Here is a 21163-nt window from a genome sequence, read left to right on the forward strand (position 1 = left end):
GTGTCCCGGGCAATGTAAAGAGAAAAATCAACGATTATTCGGGTTCTGTTTGAAGCCAAAGTTGTTCAGCAGAAACTCATTGTCCCGCCAATCTGCTTTGACCTTGACCCAGCACTGCAGGTTGACCCGGCAGCCAAGAAATTCCTCACAGTCTGCACGGGCAGAGCTGGCGATCTTTTTCAGCATCGCACCGCCCTTGCCAATGACCATGCCCTTATGGCTCTCGCGCTCGCAGTAGATATTTACATCAATATCCACCAGATCTGTACCGGGGCGCTCCTTGAAGCGCTCCACCACGACTGCAATGCCGTGCGGGATCTCATCCCGCATATACAGCAGTGCCTTTTCACGGATGACCTCCGACACCAGTTCCTTTTCCGGCATATCGGTGTAGGCATCATCGTCAAAGTAGTGCGGGCCCTCCACAGCATACTGGCTCAGGGCATCGAACAGTTCCTCACAGTGGTCGTCTGCCCGGACGCTTACGGTGTAAATGGCATCAAACACACCCAGCTCCTTGAGCTCAGCCTTACGGGCTTCCAGATCAGCAGGCTCCTTGACAAGATCGGTCTTATTGATGACTGCAATGGCCGGGCCACCGCTGCTGCGCAGAGCGTCCACCAGAACCATTTCCGGCTCATTCAGGGCACCGTATGGCTCAAACAGCATCATAGAGACATCCACATCCGCGATGGAATCGCTGGCCGTCTTGTCCATCCGCTTGCCAAGCTTATTGTGGGCCTTATGCACGCCCGGGGTGTCCAGCAGAACATACTGCAGAGGGCCGCGGGTCACAACGCCGGTGATGCGGGTGCGGGTCGTCTGGGGTTTGGAGGTGACAATGGCCACCTTCTCCCCCACCAGACGATTGGTCAGGCTGGATTTGCCCACGTTCGGGCGGCCGATAACCGCCACGAACACAGATGAGGTATCGTAATGCTGCTGCATGGGTGCTGCGTTTTTCAAAATAGAACTCCTATCCTTTGCCAGTATCTTTGATCATTCCGTATAGCTGACGGTGCGGGGCAGGCCAAGCTGGGTCAGCACAGCCTCTTCCTTTTCGCGCATCCGCATGGCTTCCAGACCACCGTTCTCATGGTCGTAGCCCAGCAGATGCAGCATGGAGTGAACGGTCAGGAAAGCGACCTCACGCTGCAGTGGATGGCCGTAGAGCGTTGCCTGCTCCTGAGCACGTTCCATGCTGATGACGATATCCCCCAGCATCTTGCAGCCGTTGTTCTCATCCACATCGTAAATTCCGTTTTCTCCCAGAGGAAAGCTCAACACATCGGTGGGCATCGGCTTGTTGCGGTACTGGTTGTTCAGCTCTGCAATGGCAGCGTTATCCACAAAAGTCACGCTGATCTCAGCAGGCTCATCGAAGTGCTCATATTCCAGCACAGCGTTGCAGGCACGGCGGATCAGGATCCGCAGGCCCGAAGGTACTTTTACGGCTTTCTGTGAATTGGTGATCAAAACTTTATTGGACATAACATTCCTCTCCCTTCATTTTATGCTGCAATTGCAGCTTTCCGCGTCGGTTTCAACGCTTGGCCGGGTGCGCAGCCGCTTCGTAGGCTTTGATGATTTCCTGCACCAGACGATGGCGGACAACATCCTTCTCCGTAAAATAGCACTGTGCAATGCCATCCACGTTCTTGAGAATATGCAGCGCATCCACAAGGCCGCTGCGGGTACGGTCCGGCAGATCGATCTGGGTCACATCGCCGGTCACAACCACCTTGGAACCTACGCCCATACGGGTCAGAAACATCTTCATCTGCTCCGGTGTAGTGTTCTGCGCCTCATCCAGGATGATAAAGGAATCATCCAGCGTGCGGCCGCGCATATATGCCAGCGGAGCAACCTCAATGATCTGCTTTTCCACCAGGCGCTCATAGGTCTCAGCGCCCAGCATATCGAACAGGCCATCGTAGAGAGGGCGCAGGTAAGGGTCCACCTTCTGCTGCAGATCACCGGGCAGAAAACCCAGCTTCTCGCCTGCTTCCACGGCGGGGCGGGTCAGCACAATGCGGGAAACATCCTTGGCCTTGAACGCTTTGACCGCCATTGCAACGGCCAGATAGGTCTTGCCGGTACCGGCGGGACCCACGCCAAAGGTCACAGCATTCTTGCGGATAGCATTCAGATATTCCTTCTGGCCCAGTGTCTTGGGGCGGATGGGGCGGCCCTTGACCGTGACCGTGACAAAATCCTCAGTCAGCTCCCGGACACGCTGCTCCTTTCCATCGTGAGCAAGGCTCAGGCAGTAGCGCACCGTCTGATCCTCCAGCGGCGTGTGGTTTTCGATCAGAAGCAGCATCCCCTCCACGGCACGCACAGCAGCGGCCACATTGGCCTCCTCGCCAGAGAGGCGAAGCATCGTACCCCGGCAGACTGCCGTGACAGAGAACTCCTTTTCCAATAGACGAATGTTGCGGTCACAGTTGCCAAAGATGGCAGCGGCGATCTCCACACTATCTAACTCAATACTTTTTTCGGCCATGTAGCTCCTCCAGCGGTTTATGAATTTCCACATCTATTGTACCACCAAAGGCTCAAATAGAAAACTGTGAAACTTGCACAAAATATTTTCAACATTTTGGAGCGTGTTACAAAGCAGAACCCTGAAACATAAAAAATCGATGCTGCTCTGCATTTCCGCAAAACAGCATCGATTTCATTTTACCGGATCGTAAAAAACGACTCCTCAGAAACTTTTCAATTAGAACCAGTCGCCGAAGCCCATCTTGACCAGGTTGTCGTGGCTGATCTTCAGGCTATCGAACGGATCACGGCCATAGCAGTCATCCTGCTCCACCAGGAAGTACTCGCCGCCGCCCTCCAGGCCAGCCTGGATGATAGCGGGCATATCCAGAGTGCCTTCGCCAACCTCAGCAAACTGCACAATGTTGGTGAAGTTGCTCATGAACTTCATCATGCCTTCCTTGCTGGTGAAGTCCACGCCGCCCTCGGGGATGGGCATCTCACCGATGCGGTAATCCTTCAGGTGGACCAGACGGATGCTGCCGGCATACTTCTTGATGAACTTAACAGGGTCCTGGCCGCCGCGGTGGATCCAGTGGCTGTCCAGCTCAAAGCCCAGAGCCGGAGCATTTGCGCGGATGATGTCCAGCAGGAACTCGCCGTCGTAACGAACGAACTCTACGTGATGGTTGTGGTAGTACAGGTCAATGCCGTCTTCCTTCAGCTTCAGAGCATACTCATTTGCTTCCTTGGCGAAATCCACAGCCTTCTGGTAGTTGCCCATGCAGGTCATGGGCAGCATGCCGATGCGCAGCATATCGCAGTCCAGCTTACGGCAGTCCTCAACGATCTTCTTATAGTCGTCGGGATTGCACAGGAACTCGCCGGGCATACCGGGCAGCATGGGAGAGGTGGATGCGGTGCAGGAAGAGACATTCAGGCCCAGCTCGTCGATAGCCTTGCGGAAGCCTGCAACGTTCTCAGCAGTCATGGGGACCTGAGAAATCTCAACGCAGTGATAGCCGATATCAGCCAGCTTGCCCATGCTCTCGTATGCGTCGAAGTGAGGCATCTTAGCGGGGGCAATGGTGCTCATCTGAACACCGATCAAACCTTTGTTTGCCATGGTTCATTTCTCCTTCTATTTGTGTTTTGCGGTCACGGAGCAACGGGATGGCCAGCCTTGCTGCTTGCATGGATGGCATCGATCAGCCGGATGCTCATTTCCGCATCTCTTACATGGATATAATCGTCTGTGTTGTTCTCAATGGCGCGGTAAAACTTGTTGATCAGGATGCCATGAGAAGCACCAAAATAGAACTTGGCACCGGGCAGCTTCTCATTCTCGCACAGCTTGGTGCGCACGCCATCTGCGTCGATCCGGAACAGAGCATCATCCTCGATCAGGAAGGAGGCCTTTTCACAGGCAACCTTGATCTGGACGCTCTCGTTGGTGTAATCACAGTTGGTGGCAAAGAACACACCGTTTGCACCATTAGCAAAGTGCAGGCGGGCAGCTACGGTGTCCTCGACCTCAATGCCGTAATCTGCCAGCTGATTCACCGAGCCATGGATGGCATCGATATCGCCGCACAGATAATACAGCAGATCCAGCGTGTGAACACTCTGGTTGATCATGCAGCCGCCGCCAGCAGTTTCCAGCTGGCCGCGCCAGGGCTGTTCGTCATAGTAAGCCTTGCCGCGGAACCAGGGCACAAAGCCGCGGCAGCCGATGACCTTGCCATATTCGCCGCCATCGATGATCTTTTTCAGTTCAACGGTGGTGCGGTTCAGACGATTCTGCAGGCAGATGCCGATCTTGACCTCAGGGTGCGCAGCCTCAAATTCCACGAACTCCTTGGCCTGTGCGGTGTTCAGACCCACCGGCTTCTCGCAGAAGACATTCACACCGTGGGAAGCAAAGTACTCCGACACGGGCACATGCAGGTAATGCGGCAGGCAGAGATGTACCACATCGGGATGCTCCTTTTCCAGAAGCTCCTCATAGTCCGTATAGAACGGCACGGCCTTTGCTGCAGCAGGCAGCTTTTCCTGCACAGCGGGATTGTTATCGCACACGGCACACAGTTCGATCTCAGGATTTGCCACAATGATGGGCAGATGAACCTGAAAGATGGTGCCGCAGCCAATGATCGCAGCTCTTTTCATGGAAACGCAACTCCTTGTAAGCCTGGAACAGGCATTGCTTTTTTCAGGGATACTGATTACTCGCGGACGGGGAACTTGCCCTCAGCCTCGATCAGCTTGTTCAGCTCAGCAGCATACTCCTCGGGATCGCAGGGGTTGGAGACCTCGCGGCCGGTCCATGCAGACAGCTGGCTGCTGTTTGCCAGGTTGACACCGTTGATGCCGTCCTCGCCGGGAGCCAGCAGCGGGCTGCCGGTCAGGATGTGAGCAGCAAAGTTCTGCATAACGGTGGTGTGCTGGAAGCCCCAGCCATCGTTGTTCTCAAAGGTCTCTTCAGTGTACAGCTTGGAGCCTGCACCGTTGCCGCTGGTCAGCATGGCAACTTCCATCATGCTCATGTGCTCGTTCAGGTAATCCTCGGTGCAGGGGTTGCCTTCCTTATCGATGTAGTGGTAGACGTGAGCGGTCTTGCTGTTATCAACAACGATCTTGCCGCCGTCCAGGTCGATCTCCAGACGATCGGTGCCGATGGCATCGTGGGTGCAGGTGGTAAAGGTGCCGGTAGCGCCGTTAGCGAACTCGACCAGCATGGTCACGTCGTTCTCAACGCCGATGTCACGATGGCAGCCGTTGATGTTCTTGGAGAAGACCTTCACGGGGATACCGCAGATCCACTGCCACAGGTCGAGCTGATGGGGAGCCTGGTTGACCAGGACACCGCCGCCTTCGCCACCCCAGGTAGCACGCCATGCGCTCTGCTGGTAGTAGCTGTCCGGACGCCACCAGGAGTTGATCATCCACTGAGAGCGGCGGATCTCGCCCAGCTCACCGCTGGCAACGATTTCCTTGATCTTCTGATACAGCTTGTTGGTACGCTGGTTGAACATGATGCCGAAGGAAACCTCGGGATGAGCCTTAGCGCAGGCGATCATCTTCTGAACATCCTTGCTGCGGACACCGGCGGGCTTCTCGCACAGAACGTTCATGCCATGCTCCATAGCGTAGATGGAGATCTCGTGGTGCAGGTAGTGAGGAACGGTGGTGATGATGGCATCAACAGTGCCGCTGGCGATCATATCCTTCCAATCCTTGAAGAAGGGAACATCGGGGTACTGCTCCTTGCACATCTTCTCCTTCTCGGGGTCGATATCACACAGAGCGCCCAGTGCGCAGTTGTCCGGGCACGGTGCGCAGACCATGCCGGGGAACGGAGCGGGAGCGTTGGTCAGGAAGCGAGCATAGCTGCCGCCCTGAGCACCGATACCGATCAGGCCATAACGAATCTTTCCTTCAGTCTTTTCCATTTGAATCTTCTCCTTTTTTTCTGTTACGTTAGAATTTTGCCAGAATATCGCACAGTGCGTGATACTGTGCGGCGTAACCTTCAGCACCGTTTTTGTACTTGTTCTCACGGATGATGTTCTTTGCATCCGTGGTCTCAAGGCTCTGCAGGCTGTCAAACAGCACCAGATGCGGCTCAAGGGTCAGGAAGCCGGTATAGCCCTCTTCCACGATGGCCTTGTGCAGCAGCTCAGGAATCTTTCCCTCACCGGTACCGCAGAGCACATTCTCCTTGTCGGTAGAAACGGCATCCTTGATGTGGATATATACAATGTACGGACGGAGAGCATCCCAGCACTTGGCGGTATCCTCGCCGCACTGCACAAAGTTTGCAAAGTCGAATGCAGACTTGAAGTGTGCGCTGTTCAGCGTCTGCATCAGGTCAACACAGCGGGAAAGAACATCACCATAGATATCCTTCTCGTTCTCGTGCATCAGAATTACGTCGTGCTTCTCAGCGATAGCAATGAACTTGCGCAGCTTCTCGATGACAGCGTCACGATAGTCGGCAGGATCCTTGCCTTCCGGCATAAAGAAGCTGAACATGCGGATGTACTTGCAATTCAGGACCTTAGCGATCTCGCACAGCGTTTCCAACTGAGCACACTGCTTTTCAAAGCCCTCTTCATCATCGATCTTGACCTTGCCAATGGGACTGCCCAGGCTGGAAACGCCAACACCAGCGGCCTGCAGGCGGGGCAGCAGATCGGTCTTGACTTCCTCAACAGTAAAGTCGGCGATTCCTTTCTTATCTGCACTGCGCAGGCTGATGTAATGCATTCCAAGCTCACGGACTGTCTTGAGCTGCTCATCAAAAGAAGAGCTGATCTCATCGGCAAAGCCGGAAATATAAATATCCTTCATAAAAATCTCCTTTTTTGTGTAGGATACAAGCCTTACTGTAAGTAATATATCACAATTGTTAAAAAAATGCCGCACAAATCTTTTTCGGTTTTTTTAGCACGTTGTGCAACAGATTTTTCCGTTTTGTTGCATATCATAAAACAAGGTGCATCAAACCAATCTTGTGGGGTGAAAAAGGGAGAAAAACTGTGCAAAATGTCCATCTTTGACTTCGATTTCTTGGCAGCGAAAAACAGAGCAGCAGGATTTATCCTCTACCTGCTTGTCGGCTGGACCGGTCTCGGCCTTGCATTTGCTCTGGTTGACCTCCTGATCGTACTCCCTATTCCGAAGGACGAAAACGGAATGGTCGAGATCTGATCTCCGTTTCTTGACACGCAAAATCCCCTCAGAGCTCTGACAGTGCTGTCAGAAATCTCTGAGGGGATTTTTCTATGCATCTGGTGACGCGACTTCAAAGACGATGGGGCCGCTGATGTGGTAGAAGATCTCATACTCTGCATGGCGGTGCCACCCGCCGGGGATGCGTGTGGTCTGCAGGTAGAACAAACCAAATGCATCCGCTGGGAACAACTCCTCTTTCCGCAAGTCCGCCATCCCGTTTCACCCTCCTCAGTGAAGATAGAACGAAGCCATACATTTGGCCAGATCCTCTGGTCGTTCTGCAAAGTTTCCATAGCGCCAGCTGTTGAAAAAACCCATATAGGCACCGATGAACGAGTTCCGGAAGTATCGGTTTTCGCCCGGCAATGAAACGGGCCATGGCACAAATTGTCTTGCGTCCCCGAATTCGATATTGGAGATCAGAACAAGAATGATCTTCTCACTCAACGCATCGCTGAAAAAGCTGGTCAGATGGCAATCCATCAGGATACAAAGATTCTTTCGCTCCGCATACGTCCAGCGGAACAGCGCAGTCAGGTTTTTTTCCAGGGTACTGTATGCAGGCAACTGCCCCGCAAGCAGGGTCATCTGCCGGTCGAGATAATAATCCAGCACGTCGTCCTTGGATTCAAAGCTGCGGTAAAAGGTGGTTCGGTCGAGATCTGCCATGTGACACAGCTCTGTAACGGAGATCTTTTCAAGCGGCTTTTTCATTAAAAGCTGAAACAGTGCCGTGCAAAATGCATCCTGATTTTTCTGCGCAACGGGGTTGATATGGTTCGTGTACATTCTGCGCTGTGTTCAGCTCCTTCCTCAAAATGATTGGCTTTATTGTACCATATTCTCTGAAATCTGCAAACAATCACATTACAGATGACAGATGCAAAAACGATGCAAGAATCTTTTTTGTACAGAAACAGAATAACAAAAAAGTCCTATAAACCAGACGAAATTCATCGTAGATTCATAGGACTTTTGGAGCTACTGACCTGATTCGAACAGGCGACCTGCTCATTACGAGTGAGCTGCTCTACCAGCTGAGCCACAGTAGCACGCGTTCTGCAACGATAGATAGTTTAGCATAAAAGAGAATACCTGTCAAGTACTCCCTACGCAAAAACAATTCCGGAACTTTGCAGAAAGCCATTTCGTAATGATTTGCCCTATTCAATTCTTATCGTAAGCTTCACAAACTCTTTTGCCAGAGATTTTTTTCAGCTCAAATAAGTTTTGCCTGCCCTGCCAGATACAGCATCCCCACTGCCGCACCGCAAAGCGGCAGGAGCAGAAACAGCATCCGGGCAAACTGACCCAAAAGCGAGCCTGTGCTGGGGGCCTGTCCTCCACGCCCGAAGGCGGCTGAACAGAGCCTTCCGCTTACCTGCAGTGCGGATGCGCCGAACGTGCACAACGTTCCGGCCGCAAGGGATGCAGGGATACCGCAGACGCAGAGCAGCACAAATGTTGTCCGTGGGTTCAAATCTGAAAGCAATCCGGACGAAAGCAATCCGGAACCTGTCCCATACAGCATCGTAAAAAGGAAGATGGGCAGCGGCCCAAGGGCAGAAAGCCCCAGGAACAGCACTGCCGTCAGCGCACCTGCCACAGTGAGAAATTCCGTTCGGAACAGGCGCACTGCTCCGGCGGCATCCTGCACGGAAAACAGGTTCTGCCAGCAGTTCAGGTAATAAGAAAGCGTTTCGGCATCGCCTGCCACGCAACGCGCTGCCGCCACACCCGCCAGAAAGGTCCCCAGAAGGTACGCCGCCGCCAGAAGGGCAATCCCCTCACTCGGCTTGCTGCGGCGTGCAGCGGCTCTCTCCGGTGTATTTCCGCGACTCTCAGAGAACGCCGCCGGGATGGATCGTCTTTCTTCCTGCGCTGTCTCAGGAAGAACTCCACGGTTCTTCTGTTTTAACGGCTCTTCCTGTGCTGTCGGCAGGATCGCTTCGGGCAGTGCCTTTGCCGCTGCGGTTTCCGGTGTTTCCTGATAGACCCACATACTTCCCTGTCCTCCTGTTTTTCTGCTGTAAATTCTCAATGCCGGTGCCGTTCTGTACGCAGGATGCTGAACACCCCGCCCAGACAGCCAAAGACAAACACCAGTGCAAAGCGGGCCAGCTGCATTTCCGTTGGTTCAATGCCCTCCGAAAGGCCGAACCCCAGCAGAAGCAGAACAAACAGCCCGCCCTGTATAGCACCGCAGATAAGACCTCTGCTGTGATAGAAAAAAGCCATGAGCCAGCCGCTGCAAAAGCTCCCGGCACAGACAATGGCACTGACCATGGGCCAGGCCGTGCTCTGCGCAAGGCTCTGGTTTGCCATCAGGTAGGCCAGCCCGGCTATGCAGGCGGCGGTGAATATCCCACCAATGCCGAATGCAGCCAGTGCTTCCAGGATGGGTAACTTCTTCTGTTCCAACATAAAAACCCGCCTCCCTGCACTACTGTATGCAGAGGGGCGGGTAAAAAAGACCTTGCTTTTAGAGATTACTTCTTTGCGTTGGCAGGAGCATTGTCCATGTTCAGCTTCTCAACAGAGCTGATCGCATTCTTGGTGAAGCGGATCTTCACACGGTCGGAACCGGTCTCCAGAACAAAGGTGTCCTCCTTGATGGCGACCACACGGCCAACAATACCGCCGATGGTCACGACCTGATCACCGATCTCCAGAGCTGCACGCATGGCAGCATCCTTCTTCTCCTGCTTCTTCTGGGGACGATAGATCATAAAGTAGAGCAGGACCAGCATCAGAGCCAGGGTGAAGAACAGGCTGATATAGCTTTCAGTGGTAGTAGTCAGAAATTGCATGGGACAAAGTCTCCTCTCAAAATTCAGATAAACTCATTATAACCGCTTCTGCTCCCTCTTGCAAGGGAAAAGCATGAAAAAGCTCAAATTCTTGTATCCAGCAGCTTGACGTAACGGTCATGGAAGGCGGTAAAGGTGCCTGCGTCCAACTCATCGCGGATACGCTCCATCAGGTGGTTGTAGAACCACAGGTTGTGCATAACGGCCAGACGCATGCCCAGCAGCTCCTCTGCCTTGAACAGGTGGCGGATATAGGCACGGGAGTAGTTCCGGCAGGCCGGGCAGCCACAGGTGGGGTCAATGGGGCGCTCGTCCCGCTCATACTTTGCGTTCTTGATATTGATGATGCCGCCCCAGGTATTCAGGTGGCCATGGCGGGCATTGCGGCTGGGCATGACGCAGTCAAACAGATCCACGCCGCGGGAAACAGCCTCGATCATGTTGCCAGGGGTACCGACACCCATCAGATAGCGGATCTTATCCTTGGGCATATAAGGCTCCACCTCGCTGATCATCTCGTACATCACCTCAGCAGGCTCACCCACGGCCAGACCGCCGATGGCGTAGCCGTCCAGCTCCAGCTCCGCGATCTGCTTCATGTGCTCTACACGCAGGTCAGCAAAGGTGCATCCCTGATTGATGCCGAACAGCAGCTGGTCGGGGTTGGTGGCCTTGCCCTCCTGCTTCAGACGGGCCATCTCAGCCTTACAGCGCTTGAGCCAGCGGGTGGTGCGCTCACAGCTGGCTTTGGAGTACGCGTGCTGGGCAGGATTCTCCACACACTCATCAAAAGCCATTGCGATGGTGGAGCCCAGGTTTGCCTGGATCTGCATACTCTCCTCAGGGCCCATAAAGATGCGGTGGCCGTCCAGATGAGAGGCAAAGGTCACGCCTTCTTCCGTGATCTTACGCAGCTTGGACAGGCTGAACACCTGGAATCCGCCGCTGTCGGTCAGGATGGGGCCGTTCCAGCGGGTAAACTTGTGCAGGCCGCCCATATCGGCTACCAGCTGATCACCGGGGCGCAGATGCAGGTGGTAGGTGTTGCAGAGCATTACCTGGGTGCCGATCCGCTGCAGATCCTGCGCGGACAGGCCGCCCTTGATGGCACCGGCGGTGGCAACATTCTGGAAGGCAGGGGTCTGCACCGTGCCGTGCACGGTCTTGAACTCACCCCGCCGGGCGTTGTGCTCCTGCTTGAGCAGCTTAAAAGTGGTCAAAGAAGGCATAAGTTTTTTCCTTTCTGTGTACGGAAAACAGCCGTACAGCCTTGTGCCGCCGGGCAGGCGGCAGGTTCAGAAGTGGTGGATACCGAGCTGCCGAAACGGATCCGGCAGTGTTTTGGGCTTTTGGGAGAGCGGGTGCTGAGGGATCACAGGATCAGCATCGCATCGCCGAAGGAAAAGAAGCGGTACTTTTCCTCTACGGCAACTTTATAGGCAGCCATGGTCTTTTCGTAGCCGTAGAGGGCAGAGACCAGCATGATGAGGGTGCTTTCCGGCAGGTGGAAGTTGGTGATCAGGCCATCGATGCAGTTGAACTTGACACCCGGGTAGAGAAAAATAGAGGTATTGCCGCTGCAGGCCTTGATCTCGCCATATTTTGCGGCGGCGGCTTCCAGCGTGCGGCAGCTGGTGGTGCCAACGGCGATCACGCGGTGCCCGGCGGCCTTGGTTTCCCGGATGCGCTGAGCAGTCTCCTCGCTGATGGAATACCACTCGCTGTGCATCTTGTGATCTGTGATCTCGTCCTCCTGCACGGGGCGGAAGGTTCCCAGACCCACATGCAGGGTAACCTCAGCAATTCCGACACCCTTGGAACGGATGGTATCCATCAGCTCCGGGGTGAAGTGCAGGCCTGCCGTGGGTGCAGCAGCGCTGCCCAGCTCCTTGGCATAGACCGTCTGATACTGGCTCTGATCTTCCAACTGCTTGGTGATGTAGGGCGGCAGCGGCATCTTGCCAAATTCATCCAGTTTTTCATAAAGGGTCTCGGTGTCATAATAGAATGTAACAAACTTGTTGCCATCCTCCAGCGTTTCGTCCACCACAGCGGTCAGGGTGCCGTCACCAAAACTAACCTTGGTGCCGGGCTGCATCCGCTTGCCGGGCTTTGCCAGGCACTCCCACTGATCTCCCTTGACCTGCCGCAGAAGCAGCAGCTCACACACAGCACCGGTGGGCTGTTTGACCCCCACGATGCGGGCGGGCAGCACCTTGGAGTTGTTGACCACCAGCAGGTCACCCGGCTCAAGATATTCCGGCAGATCGCGGAAGATCCGGTGCTGGATGCTGTCGTCCTTCTGGCTCAGAACCATGAGCCGGGCCGAATCTCTGGGGTCTGCAGGCTCCTGTGCAATGAGTTCTTTGGGTAAATCATACCAAAAATCTTTTTTTAACATGCTTTGCATTTGCCTTTCCGATGATTGACACGAGTGCCGTATCAATGTTATCATAAAATCTGTATAAACAGTATCTATTATATTGCAAGGTCGGCTTGTTTGCAAGCCGTGTTCGATGTAAATTTGCTTTTTATTGAAAGGAAAGGTGCTGGAAATGGAAAAACAGTATAAAGTTGGTATCGTTGGTGCAACTGGTATGGTGGGGCAGCGTTTTGTGACCCTGCTTGAGAATCATCCCTGGTTCAAGCTGACCACGCTGGCCGCATCCGGCCGCAGCGCAGGCAAGACCTATGAGGATGCCGTTGGCAGCCGCTGGGCAATGACCACTCCAATGCCCGAGAGCGTCAAGAAGATGGTCGTGCTGGATGCCGCCAAGGTGGAAGAGGTCGCTTCTCAGGTCGATTTCATCTTCTGCGCAGTCAATATGCCCAAGGCCGAGATCAAGGCACTGGAAGAGGCTTACGCAAAGGCTGAGTGTCCCGTGGTCTCCAACAACAGCGCAAACCGCTTTACCCCGGACGTTCCCATGGTCGTGCCTGAGATCAACGCGGACCACATTGAGATCATCCCTGCCCAGCGCAAGCGTCTGGGCACCAAGCGCGGCTTCATTGCGGTCAAGTCCAACTGCAGCCTGCAAAGCTATGTGCCTGCCCTGCATCCTCTGATGAAGGAGTTTGGTGTCAACAAGGCTCTGGTCTGCACCTATCAGGCCATTTCCGGTGCAGGCAAGACCTTTGACCGGATGCCCGAGATCGTAGATAACGTTATCCCCTACATCGGCGGTGAGGAAGAGAAGAGCGAGCGCGAGCCGCTGAAGCTGTGGGGCCACATCGAGGGCGATCAGATCGTCAACGCCGAGAAGCCCACGATCACTGCGCAGTGCTTCCGTGTTCCCGTTTCTGACGGCCACACCGCTGCCGTGTTTGTAAGCTTTGACAAAAAGCCCACCCAGGAGCAGATGCTCGAGGCCTGGGCTAACTTCCGCGGCCCTGCACAGGAGCTGAACCTGCCCAGCGCACCCAAGCAGTTCCTTCACTACTTCACTGAGCCCGATCGTCCTCAGCCCAAGCTGGATCGCAACACCGAGAACGGCATGGCTGTCTGCATCGGCCGCCTGCGCGAGGACACCCTGTTTGACTACAAGTTCGCCTGCATGAGCCACAACACCCTGCGCGGCGCTGCCGGCGGTGCCGTGCTGCTGGCTGAGCTGTTGGCGGCAAAGGGCTATTTTGACTGAACAACACGTTCCTGACGGAGCGTACAAAGGAGTTTTATACTATGAAGAATCCTGTCTTTACCGGCGCGGCGGTGGCGATCATCACCCCCATGTACGAAGATGGCAGCATCAACTTTGATGAGCTGGGCCGCATCATTGAAAATCAGATTGCACGGGGCACCGATGCGATTGTGATCTGCGGAACTACCGGCGAATGCTCTACCATGACCGATGAGGAGCAGCTGGCCGCCATCAAGTTTACGGTCGAGACGGTCAACCACCGGGTGCCTGTTATTGCGGGTGCTGGTTCCAATGATACCGATCACGGCTGTGCACTGGCAGCAAAGTCTGCTGCCTGCGGTGCCGATGCCCTGCTGCTGGTGACCCCTTATTACAACAAGACCACGCAGGCAGGTCTGGTGGCTCACTTTACCGCTATGGCCGAGGCGGGCGGCATCCCTGTTATCCTGTATAATGTGCCTTCCCGTACCGGCCTGAACATCACCCCCGAGACAGCGCTGGAGCTGAGCCGGAATCCGCTCATCAACGGCATCAAGGAGGCCTCCGGCAACATCTCTCAGGTGGCCAAGATCGCTCAGCTGTGCGGCGACGAGCTGAACATCTACTCTGGCAACGATGATCAGGTGGTCCCCCTGCTGTCTCTGGGCGGCAAGGGTGTCATCAGTGTGGTCTCAAATGTCAAGCCTGAGCTGGTGCACAACTGCTGCAAGGCATGGTTTGAGGGTGACACCAAAACTGCCTGCAAGCTGCAGCTGGAGATCCTGCCCTTGGCGGATGCACTCTTCTGCGAAGTAAATCCCATCCCTGTCAAGTACGCCATGAATGTGCTGGGCTGGGAGGCCGGTCCCTGCCGTCTGCCGCTGGTCGAGCCCAGTGATGCCCACAAGGAGAAGATCGAGCAGGCACTGGAGGCCGAAGGTCTGATTCGGGAATAAACGAAACAACGCACAATGCCCGGTGGAAATGGTTTCTCCCGGGCATTTGCCGTTACAACAGAAAACGAGGAAACAAAAATGACGGATATTATCATTCAGGGCATTGGCGGCCGGATGGGCCACGCCCTCTGCGAGATGATTGCAAACCGGAGTGACTGCCGCGTGGTCGCCGGGATCGACCAGCAGGACGGTGAGCAGAACGGCATCCCCGTATACGACAGTCTGGATAAGCTGGACGGCAAGGGCGATGTCATCATTGATTTCAGCGCTCCTGCTGCTGTGGAAAAAGCGCTGACCTATTGCGAAGCACACAAGATGCCCATCGTGGTCTGCACCACTGGCCTTTCCGAAGAGCTGCAGCTGAAGGTGGTGCAGCTGTCCCGCATTGTGCCCGTGTTCAAGAGCGCCAACATGTCCATCGGCATCAACCTGCTGTCGGAGCTGTGCAAGCGTGCATCGGCCATTCTGGGTGCAGACTATGATGTGGAGATCGTGGAGCAGCACCACCACAACAAGCTGGATGCTCCCAGCGGCACTGCCCTGATGCTGGCCGATGCCATCAACGAAGAGAACAACGGCGCATATCATTATGTTTACGACCGTTCCTCTGTGCGCCAGAAGCGCGACCCCAAGGAGATCGGCATCAGCTCCGTGCGCGGAGGCAGCATCGTGGGCGACCACGAGGTGCTGTTCTGCGGTCCGGACGAGGTCATCACCCTCAAGCATACTGCATATTCCCGCAGTGTTTTTGCAAATGGCGCAATAAATGCTGCTGTCTATCTTGCAAAAAAAGAGCCGGGCCTGTACAATATGGGTAACATGATCGCAGAGCTGTAAGGTCTCTGCGTCTTCCACCATTTTGAGTGGCAGGAGGGCTGACGGAATGGAACAGGCAAGACACGCTGCATCCACGAAACGACATTCGCGGCACGAACTGCAGAACCGGCGAAAACGAAAACCCGTTTTTCTGAGGATGATGGGCGTGCTGCTGGTGGCTGGTGCGGCATTGGCCTGCTTGGGCTTCTGGCGCTTCCAGACTCCCGGCATCGTGCTTGGCCCTTTTGAGGACGAGCCTTCGACCGCTGAAAGCGTTTCCCCGCCCGAACCGGAACCGCAGCCTGTTACAACCACACTGCGTTTTTCGGCCACCGGGGACAATCTGATCCATGCTCCCATCTACAAACAGGCAGCCCGCCGGGCAGCGGAAGGCCAGCGATATAATTTTGACTACTGCTACGAGCACCTGCTGGATTTTTATGCCGCGCAGGATGTAAACTGGATCAACCAGGAAACGCTCTGCAGCAAGGAACTGGAGCCTTCCACCTATCCCTGCTTTTCTACCCCCGGTGAATGCGCAGAGGCTCTTTACCGGGCAGGCATCCAAGTGTTCAGTCTTTCCAACAACCACACCTACGATAAAGGTGCCAAAGGTATTGCAGCAACGCTGCGGTTCTGGGACGAGATGCCGGAAGATGTGGTCACGACCGGCCTGTGGTACGGAGAGAGTGATTATGGCACCATCCCCCTGCAGACGGTAAACGGTGTGACGATTGCCTACCTCTCCTACACCGACCACACCAATGGCATCCCGCAGAGCAGTGCCATGACGGCCAATGTCATCTACACCAGCCAGCGGGATGTGATGGAACAGCAGGTGCGCAGGGCGCGTGAGCTGGCCGATTTCGTGGTGGTGGGAGTTCACTGGGGCGTGGAGGACAGCCACAAGATCACCCAGACCCAGCGGGATCTCGCCCAGCAGCTTTCCGACTGGGGTGCGGATGTTATTCTGGGCACGCACCCTCATGTGGTGCAGGATGCCGAGTGGAAGACCTCTGTGGATGGCCGCCAGACCTTTGTGGCCTATTCCCTGGGAAATTTCCTCAGCACCCAGAGCAAACCGGATCAACTCATCGGTGCCATCCTGACACTGGAGCTGAACAAGACGACGGACCCGGATGGCAGCGTTCACTGCGCTGTCGCTTCCCCGCAATTGCATCCCACCGTGACCCACTATGATGCAGGAAAATCCAATGTCCGCACCTACCTCTTCCGGGATTACACGTCGGAACTGGCGCAGGCGCACGGTGTCCGGGCCGCCTACCCCAACTTTGGGATAGAGTACATTCAGAACGTATTACAGACCAACATCAACAGCGCGTTTTTGGCGCTCGCCTGAATTTGCAGCCCTTTGGGGCAGATTGGAGTGTTCATTATGTATGGTGTTTCCAAAATCAATATTGAGCCCAGCCTGATGATGATCAGTGTGCAGGATGTGGAGTTCAAGGGCAACAGCCTGGCCCGCTACCTGCAGATCTTTGCCGATACCGGCGTTGTGGTGGATATGATCAGTCAGAGCGCCCCTCACGGTACCAACATTGATTTCAGCTTTACCGCATCTGCCAGCGATCTGACGCTGGTGATGAAGGCCATCTCTGCCGCCAATCTCGACAAGGATGCCAAGGCTTCCCCGCTGATCAGCGTCGGTTACTCCAAACTGAACCTCTTCGGTGAGGACATGGTCACCAGCTGCGGAGTCGCTGCCCGGGCCCTGAATGCATTGGCTATGGCCGACATCGAGGTTCTGCTCATTACCACCAGCGATCTGGATATTTCTCTGCTGGTGCGCAGTGAGAACGAGGACTCCGCTTACGATGTGCTGAAGAAAGCCTTTGAGCTGTAAGTGCCCTTCTCTATAAACATTACACAAACGTAAAAAGCCCGGCGGCATCCGATTTTTGGATGCCGCCGGGCTTTTATCATACGCTGGTTCTAAAAGATTACAGGGTCACTTTGTGGTAGATCTTCTTGCCCTTCTTGATGACGATACCGTTCTTCAGCTGATCAGCGGTAAAGCTGACAGTGGGAGCAGCCACCTTTTCACCATCCACCAGGACACCGCCCTGCACAACCAGGCGGCGGGCTTCGCCGTTGGAAGCGGCCAGACCGGCCTTGACCATGAGGGTCAGGATGCCGATGGAGCCATCGGTCAGATCTGCTTCGGTCAGCTGAGTGGAGGGCATGTGCTCAGTGTCGGCAGCACCGCTGAACAGGGCACGGGCAGCGTTCTGGGCCTTCTCAGCCTCTTCCTCGCCGTGGACCATCTTGGTCAGCTCGTAGGCCAGGATCTCCTTGGCCTCGTTCAGGCGCTGATCCTTCCAGGTGCTCATCTCATCGATCTGCTCCAGCGGAAGGAAGGTCAGCATCCGGATGCACTTCATCACATCAGCATCGCCGACATTGCGCCAGTACTGGTAGAACTCAAAGGGACTGGTCTTGTTGGGGTCGAGCCAGACCGCATTGCCTGCAGTCTTGCCCATCTTTTTGCCCTGAGAATCAGTCAGCAAAGTAATGGTCATCGCATAGGCATCCTTGCCCAGCTTGCGGCGGATCAGCTCAGTGCCGCCCAGCATGTTGCTCCACTGGTCATCGCCGCCGAACTGCATGTTGCAGCCGTAGTGCTGGAACATGTAGTAGAAGTCGTAGCTCTGCATGATCATGTAGTTGAACTCGAGGAAGGACAGGCCCTTCTCCATGCGCTGCTCATAGCACTTGGCGCGGAGCATGTTGTTGACGGAGAAGCAGGCGCCCACATCACGCAGCAGCTCAACATAATTCAGGTTCAGCAGCCAGTCGGCATTGTTCAGCATCAGAGCCTTGCCCTCAGAAAAATCGATGAACTTCTCCATCTGCTTCTTGAAGCAGGCTGCATTGTGAGCAATGTCCTCCTTGGTCAGCATCTTGCGCATATCGGTACGGCCAGAGGGGTCACCGATCATGGTGGTACCGCCGCCGATCAGGGCAATGGGCTTATTGCCAGCCATCTGCAAGCGCTTCATCAGGGTCAGGGCCATAAAATGGCCTGCAGTCAGGCTGTCCGCAGTGCAGTCAAAGCCAATATAGAAAGTGGCCTTGCCGTTGTTGATGAGGTCAATGATCTCATTGTCGGTGATCTGGGCCACCAGACCGCGAGCCTGCAGTTCTTCGTAAAGGGTCATGGGATTATCCTCCTGTTTTATCGGGCAGAGGACAAAAGAAAACGCCCCCTGCCAAAAATGAATTTGGCAGAGGGCGAGAAAATCGCGGTACCACCTCTGTTTGCCGCCCCCTCACAGGAACGGCCTCACGAGTGCGCCCCACAGAGATGGGATACACTCCTGCGTTTGTAACGCTCGCACGCGGCACAGCCTACTAGCCAAAGCATTCAGCCTGCAACTCCGGGAGGTATTTTCCCTGCTGTTCTGCACACCCCTTGCACCAACCGGGGTCTCTCTGGGCAGACACTGACAAGGTACTTGTTCCCTTCAACGTCTTTCAACAAAAATCAGTTTAGCACAAATCAGCAGGGTTGTCAATCACCGGTTTCATGCTCGGCCAGCCCCAGCATCTCTCGAGCATTGGCACGGGAAAGCTCCGTGACATGGTCACCGGAAATGATATGCGCCAGCGCGTCCACTCTGCCTTCGGTATCCAGCGGGTGGATCTCGGTATAGGTGCGTTCATTCGTGATATTTTTCTGGATAAGCAAATGGCAGTCGGCCAGTGCAGCGATCTGCGCTGTGTGGGTGATGCAGAGGATCTGGTGATCTTTTGCGCTCTGTTTGAGCACCTCACCGATGCGGCTGGCTGCCTTGCCGGACACACCGCTGTCGATCTCATCGTAGATGACCGTAGGCACTGCGTCCTTATCGGCCATGGCATTTTTGATTGCCAGCGTGATACGGCTCAGCTCACCACCGGAAGCGATTTTTGCCAGGGGCTTGGGATCCTCACCGGGGTTTGTGGAAATATAAAACTCCACGCTGTCCTGGCCATGGCTGGCCAGCGGGCCGCGGGTATGGCGCAGGGTCATGCGGACACCTGGCATGTTCAAAAAATCCAGTGTGCCGGAGATGCGCCTGTTCAATTCCTCAAAGGCCTTCAGGCGAGTCTGGGTCAGTACCTCGGCCTTATCCCTGGCCAGTACATAGAGCCGATGCTTTTCAGCCTGCAGGTGCTCTGTCCGCTCCTGAGAGAATTGGATGCGGTCCAGCTCTTCCCTTGCCTGCTGTCCAAATGCGATGATATCTTCCACAGTATCACCGTATTTTCGCTTGAGCTTGTAGATCAGATCCATCCGCTGTTCGATCTCATCCAGCTCTGCATCATTCGTCTCGTAGCCCTCCAGCCGCCCGATCAGGTCAGCAGAAAGGTCTTTTGCGGTGTAATAAAGATCCAGCAGCTGTCCGGCGGCAGAAGAAAGGCCGCTGTCCAGTTGGGCGGCACCATCGATCGCATTGGAAGCTTCCCCCAGCAGATCAACGGCACCCGGGGCATCATCTCCACCCGAAAGCAGCGCATAGCTCTGGGAGATGCGCTCCCGGATGGTGGAGGCATTCGCCAGCACCTTACGGCGGGCCGCCAGCGTCTCCTCTTCGCCTGCGGTCAGGCTGGCATCCTCGATCTCCTGTACCTGATAACTCAGCAGATCGATCTTTCGCTGTTTTTCACCCTCATCGGTGATGATGGCATCCAGCTCCTTTTTGACCTTGATAAGCTCCCGGTAAACAGCATAATACTCCTGATACACCGCCCCGTTCTGGGCGTAGGCATCCAGGATACCCTCATGGCGGGCCGGGTTCAACAGGCCTACGGAATCGTGCTGGCCGTTGATGTTGATGAGCCCACCGCACAGTTCCCGCAGAATGGCTGCTGTGGCAGGCATTCCGTTGATGCGGCAGGTGCTCTTGCCCTCGGCAGTGATCTCACGGCTCAGGGTCAGCGCTTCTGAGCGCTCATACCCCGCCTTTTCCAGGCTGTCCAGCACTGCAGGCGGAACATCATCAAATGCAGCCCGGATGACTGCTTTTGCAGCCCCCGTGCGCACCAGATCCTTGGAGGTGCGGTTGCCCAGAATGGCATTGATGGAGTCGATCAGGATAGATTTGCCCGCACCGGTCTCGCCGGTAAGGACATTCAGGCCCTTCTCAAAATGCACGTTGGCCTTCTGGATGACTGCAACATTTTCAATTTGCAGACTGCTCAACATGTTCGTTCTCTCCTGCCTTTATTTCTGCCCGATGTAATGCCCAAGCTCGGTGCAAATGGTCTTTGCGTCCCGCTCTGAGCGGGCCACGATCAGAAAGGTATCGTCACCAGAAAGGGTGCCGACCACATTTTTCCACTTGAGTGCGTCAAATACCTCGCAGGCCGCATTGGCCATGCCGGAATAGCACTTGACAAGCACCACATGTCCCGCAAAGTCCACCCCCAGGACAGATTCATGGAAGATGGTCTCAAACCGGGCCTGCATCTTGGGGTTCAGTGCCTCGCTGTGGCTGGAAACATAGCGGTAGCCGGTGGTGGTAGCAGCTTTGACAAGGTTCATCTCCCGGATATCGCGGGAAATGGTCGCCTGTGTGGCATCAAAACCCTCCTTGCTCAGGTACTCCAACAGAGTCTCCTGCCGGCTGATGGGATTCTCCTGGATCAGACGCAGGATGGCCTGCTGCCGCTGCTGCTTGCTTTTGTTATCCCCTCGGCTGGTGCGTCCCATGTGATCTTCTCCCTTCGTTGTGTT

The 21163-nt window shown here is 55.1% G+C and carries 23 protein-coding genes, 1 tRNA gene and 1 other annotated feature; of the genes, 6 read left to right on the forward strand and 18 right to left on the reverse strand.

Translation table 11 applies throughout. The features are described 5' to 3' along the window. Positions 1 to 27 precede the first annotated feature (27 nt). The 7 genes from era to J3351_RS00405 all read right to left on the reverse strand — a co-directional run bounded on the left by era (position 28) and on the right by J3351_RS00405 (position 6840). On the reverse strand, positions 28 to 948 hold the full coding sequence (era, locus tag J3351_RS00375) for a GTPase Era (protein WP_207696945.1): 921 nt from the start codon (positions 946 to 948) through the stop codon (positions 28 to 30). Between the two features lie 51 nt (positions 949 to 999). After that, a complete protein-coding gene (ybeY, locus tag J3351_RS00380; protein WP_154276129.1) occupies positions 1000 to 1491 on the reverse strand; it encodes an rRNA maturation RNase YbeY in 492 nt (163 codons plus the stop codon). Between the two features lie 52 nt (positions 1492 to 1543). Continuing rightward, on the reverse strand, positions 1544 to 2506 hold the full coding sequence (locus tag J3351_RS00385; RefSeq protein WP_035394446.1) for a PhoH family protein: 963 nt from the start codon (positions 2504 to 2506) through the stop codon (positions 1544 to 1546). A 219-nt stretch (positions 2507 to 2725) separates the two neighbouring features. Next, positions 2726 to 3613: a sugar phosphate isomerase/epimerase gene (locus J3351_RS00390; protein WP_005934249.1), complete on the reverse strand. Its 888-nt coding sequence runs from the start codon at positions 3611 to 3613 to the stop codon at positions 2726 to 2728. Positions 3614 to 3645: 32 nt separating this feature from the next. After that, complete coding sequence (locus tag J3351_RS00395; protein WP_005934245.1) at positions 3646 to 4656, reverse strand: Gfo/Idh/MocA family protein; 1011 nt, start codon at positions 4654 to 4656, stop codon at positions 3646 to 3648. Positions 4657 to 4712: 56 nt separating this feature from the next. Further along, positions 4713 to 5939 (reverse strand): Gfo/Idh/MocA family protein, encoded by a 1227-nt coding sequence (locus J3351_RS00400; RefSeq protein ID WP_097771129.1) that lies wholly within the window; start codon positions 5937 to 5939, stop codon positions 4713 to 4715. A gap of 28 nt (positions 5940 to 5967) precedes the next feature. Further along, a complete protein-coding gene (locus tag J3351_RS00405) occupies positions 5968 to 6840 on the reverse strand; it encodes a sugar phosphate isomerase/epimerase (RefSeq protein WP_156061145.1) in 873 nt (290 codons plus the stop codon). A gap of 195 nt (positions 6841 to 7035) precedes the next feature. Here J3351_RS00405 and J3351_RS00410 point away from each other — a divergent pair, with 195 nt between their 5' ends. Continuing rightward, positions 7036 to 7200 carry a hypothetical protein gene (locus tag J3351_RS00410; RefSeq protein WP_156069864.1) on the forward strand — a complete coding sequence of 55 codons (165 nt, stop codon included), beginning with the start codon at positions 7036 to 7038 and terminating at the stop codon, positions 7198 to 7200. Between the two features lie 72 nt (positions 7201 to 7272). On the opposite strand, the gene J3351_RS00415 is transcribed toward J3351_RS00410, so the two are convergent. The 8 genes from J3351_RS00415 to queA form a co-directional block, all read right to left on the reverse strand. Then, on the reverse strand, positions 7273 to 7437 hold the full coding sequence (locus J3351_RS00415; protein WP_156061149.1) for a hypothetical protein: 165 nt from the start codon (positions 7435 to 7437) through the stop codon (positions 7273 to 7275). Between the two features lie 15 nt (positions 7438 to 7452). Further along, complete coding sequence (locus J3351_RS00420; protein WP_156061151.1) at positions 7453 to 7893, reverse strand: hypothetical protein; 441 nt, start codon at positions 7891 to 7893, stop codon at positions 7453 to 7455. Positions 7894 to 8200: 307 nt separating this feature from the next. After that, a tRNA-Thr gene (locus J3351_RS00425) sits at positions 8201 to 8276 on the reverse strand. Between the two features lie 167 nt (positions 8277 to 8443). Beyond that, a complete protein-coding gene (locus J3351_RS00430) occupies positions 8444 to 9226 on the reverse strand; it encodes a hypothetical protein (protein WP_156061153.1) in 783 nt (260 codons plus the stop codon). A 35-nt stretch (positions 9227 to 9261) separates the two neighbouring features. Next, entirely contained in the window at positions 9262 to 9648 is a 387-nt protein-coding gene (locus J3351_RS00435; protein ID WP_207696858.1) for a TIGR04086 family membrane protein, read from the reverse strand. 65 nt (positions 9649 to 9713) lie between these two features. Further along, a complete protein-coding gene (yajC, locus tag J3351_RS00440) occupies positions 9714 to 10034 on the reverse strand; it encodes a preprotein translocase subunit YajC (RefSeq protein ID WP_097771124.1) in 321 nt (106 codons plus the stop codon). A gap of 83 nt (positions 10035 to 10117) precedes the next feature. Beyond that, positions 10118 to 11263: a tRNA guanosine(34) transglycosylase Tgt gene (gene tgt / locus J3351_RS00445; protein ID WP_156061155.1), complete on the reverse strand. Its 1146-nt coding sequence runs from the start codon at positions 11261 to 11263 to the stop codon at positions 10118 to 10120. Between the two features lie 143 nt (positions 11264 to 11406). After that, complete coding sequence (gene queA / locus J3351_RS00450) at positions 11407 to 12435, reverse strand: tRNA preQ1(34) S-adenosylmethionine ribosyltransferase-isomerase QueA (RefSeq protein ID WP_097771258.1); 1029 nt, start codon at positions 12433 to 12435, stop codon at positions 11407 to 11409. 154 nt (positions 12436 to 12589) lie between these two features. On the opposite strand from queA, the gene asd reads away from it, so the two are divergent. From asd to J3351_RS00475, 5 genes are all read left to right on the forward strand, one after another. Next, positions 12590 to 13672 carry an aspartate-semialdehyde dehydrogenase gene (asd, locus tag J3351_RS00455; protein ID WP_035394444.1) on the forward strand — a complete coding sequence of 361 codons (1083 nt, stop codon included), beginning with the start codon at positions 12590 to 12592 and terminating at the stop codon, positions 13670 to 13672. Positions 13673 to 13713: 41 nt separating this feature from the next. Then, positions 13714 to 14607: a 4-hydroxy-tetrahydrodipicolinate synthase gene (gene dapA, locus J3351_RS00460; protein ID WP_156069870.1), complete on the forward strand. Its 894-nt coding sequence runs from the start codon at positions 13714 to 13716 to the stop codon at positions 14605 to 14607. A gap of 78 nt (positions 14608 to 14685) precedes the next feature. Beyond that, entirely contained in the window at positions 14686 to 15444 is a 759-nt protein-coding gene (dapB, locus tag J3351_RS00465) for a 4-hydroxy-tetrahydrodipicolinate reductase (RefSeq protein WP_098922361.1), read from the forward strand. A gap of 46 nt (positions 15445 to 15490) precedes the next feature. Continuing rightward, complete coding sequence (locus tag J3351_RS00470) at positions 15491 to 16783, forward strand: CapA family protein (protein ID WP_242699245.1); 1293 nt, start codon at positions 15491 to 15493, stop codon at positions 16781 to 16783. Between the two features lie 36 nt (positions 16784 to 16819). Continuing rightward, positions 16820 to 17287: an ACT domain-containing protein gene (locus J3351_RS00475; RefSeq protein WP_097771119.1), complete on the forward strand. Its 468-nt coding sequence runs from the start codon at positions 16820 to 16822 to the stop codon at positions 17285 to 17287. 97 nt (positions 17288 to 17384) lie between these two features. Here J3351_RS00475 and tyrS read toward each other — a convergent pair whose 3' ends face one another. The 3 genes from tyrS to J3351_RS00490 all read right to left on the reverse strand — a co-directional run bounded on the left by tyrS (position 17385) and on the right by J3351_RS00490 (position 21139). After that, on the reverse strand, positions 17385 to 18602 hold the full coding sequence (tyrS, locus tag J3351_RS00480) for a tyrosine--tRNA ligase (RefSeq protein ID WP_097771118.1): 1218 nt from the start codon (positions 18600 to 18602) through the stop codon (positions 17385 to 17387). Positions 18603 to 18668: 66 nt separating this feature from the next. Further along, positions 18669 to 18921 (reverse strand) — a binding site (T-box leader). A gap of 34 nt (positions 18922 to 18955) precedes the next feature. Further along, positions 18956 to 20632: a DNA repair protein RecN gene (gene recN, locus J3351_RS00485; protein ID WP_186850701.1), complete on the reverse strand. Its 1677-nt coding sequence runs from the start codon at positions 20630 to 20632 to the stop codon at positions 18956 to 18958. A gap of 18 nt (positions 20633 to 20650) precedes the next feature. Then, entirely contained in the window at positions 20651 to 21139 is a 489-nt protein-coding gene (locus J3351_RS00490; RefSeq protein ID WP_154276217.1) for an arginine repressor, read from the reverse strand. Positions 21140 to 21163 lie beyond the last annotated feature (24 nt).

The organism is Faecalibacterium sp. Marseille-Q0746 (assembly GCF_017377595.1).
Taxonomy (GTDB): Bacteria; Bacillota; Clostridia; order Oscillospirales; family Ruminococcaceae; genus Faecalibacterium; species Faecalibacterium duncaniae.